This window comes from Arthrobacter cheniae (assembly GCF_003602275.1).
In the GTDB taxonomy this organism is placed as follows: domain Bacteria; phylum Actinomycetota; class Actinomycetes; order Actinomycetales; family Micrococcaceae; genus Arthrobacter_D; species Arthrobacter_D cheniae.
The window spans coordinates 1-1,084 of record NZ_QZVT01000036.1 but is presented as its reverse complement, the minus strand read 5'-3'; the positions used below and the strand labels follow the sequence as shown (position 1 = coordinate 1,084).

Here is a 1,084-nt window from a genome sequence, read left to right as displayed (position 1 = left end):
TCGGTGTGTGTCTAGCGTCGGCGGTATTGGTTGATGATGGGGCAGTCGAAGGGGTCGCGTGCGGCGAGTCCGACGCGGTTGAGGTAGGTGATGACGGCGCTGTAGGAGGCTTTGACGCCGACTTCGGTGTAGGGGACGCGGAGTCGTTCGCAGTGTTCGCGGACGATGATCGCGGCGCGGCGCAGGTGGGGGCGGGGCATGTCGGGGAAGAGGTGGTGTTCGATCTGGAAGTTCAGGCCGCCGAAGGCGTTGTTGATGAACGTGCCACCGCGGATGTTGCGGGAGGTGAGGACCTGTTTCTGGAAGAAGTCCAGGGTGCTGTCCTTGGGGATCAGGGGCATGCCTTTGTGGTTGGGGGCGAAGCTCGCGCCCATGTAGATGCCGAAGACGGCTAGCTGCACGCCGAGGAACGCAAAGGCGAGGCCGACGGGCAGGAACCAGAACAGGATGCCCAAATAGGCGCCGAAGCGTGCGCCCAGGAGGGCGAGTTCGATCCAGCGTCCCTTGATGGTGCGGCGGGCGAAGAGGGTGCTGATGGAGCGGGCGTGGAGGTTGATGCCTTCGAGGGTGAGCAGGGGGAAGAAGAGGTAGCCCTGGCGGCGGGTGATCCAGGCGTGGAGGCCGCGGGCTTTGGCGGCGTCTTCTTCGAGGAAGCTGATGGTGTCGAGTTCGATGTCGGGGTCTTTGCCGCGGGTGTTGGGGTCGTTGTGGTGGCGGGTGTGTTTGTCCATCCACCAGGCGTAGCTGATGCCGACGATGCCGGCGGCGAGGATGCGCCCGGACCAGTCGTTGGCGGTGCGGGTGTGGAAGATCTGGCGGTGGGAGGCTTCGTGGGCGAGGAACGCGACCTGGGTGAGGGCGATGCCGAGGACGGCTGCGATGAGGAGCTGGTACCAGGTGTCGCCCAGGAGGGCGAAGCCGGTCCACGCCGCGCCCATGGTCAGGGCCAGGAGGGCGAACACGCCGATGTAGAAGCGGCGCCGCCGGTTCAGGAGGCCTTCCTTGCGGACCTGCTTCAGCAGCACCGAGTAGGAGGCGACGACGTCGTTCGGCCTGGAAATACGGACGGTACGCGCAGCTGCGG

General features: G+C 65.8%; 1 protein-coding gene. It reads right to left on the bottom strand.

Annotated features, from left to right (window positions below):
• Positions 1–11 precede the first annotated feature (11 nt).
• The gene (locus D6T63_RS18835) at positions 12–1,061 is read right to left on the bottom strand and encodes a fatty acid desaturase family protein (protein ID WP_120150857.1); all 1,050 of its coding nucleotides are present in this window, start codon (positions 1,059–1,061) and stop codon (positions 12–14) included.
• Positions 1,062–1,084: the final 23 nt, after the last annotated feature.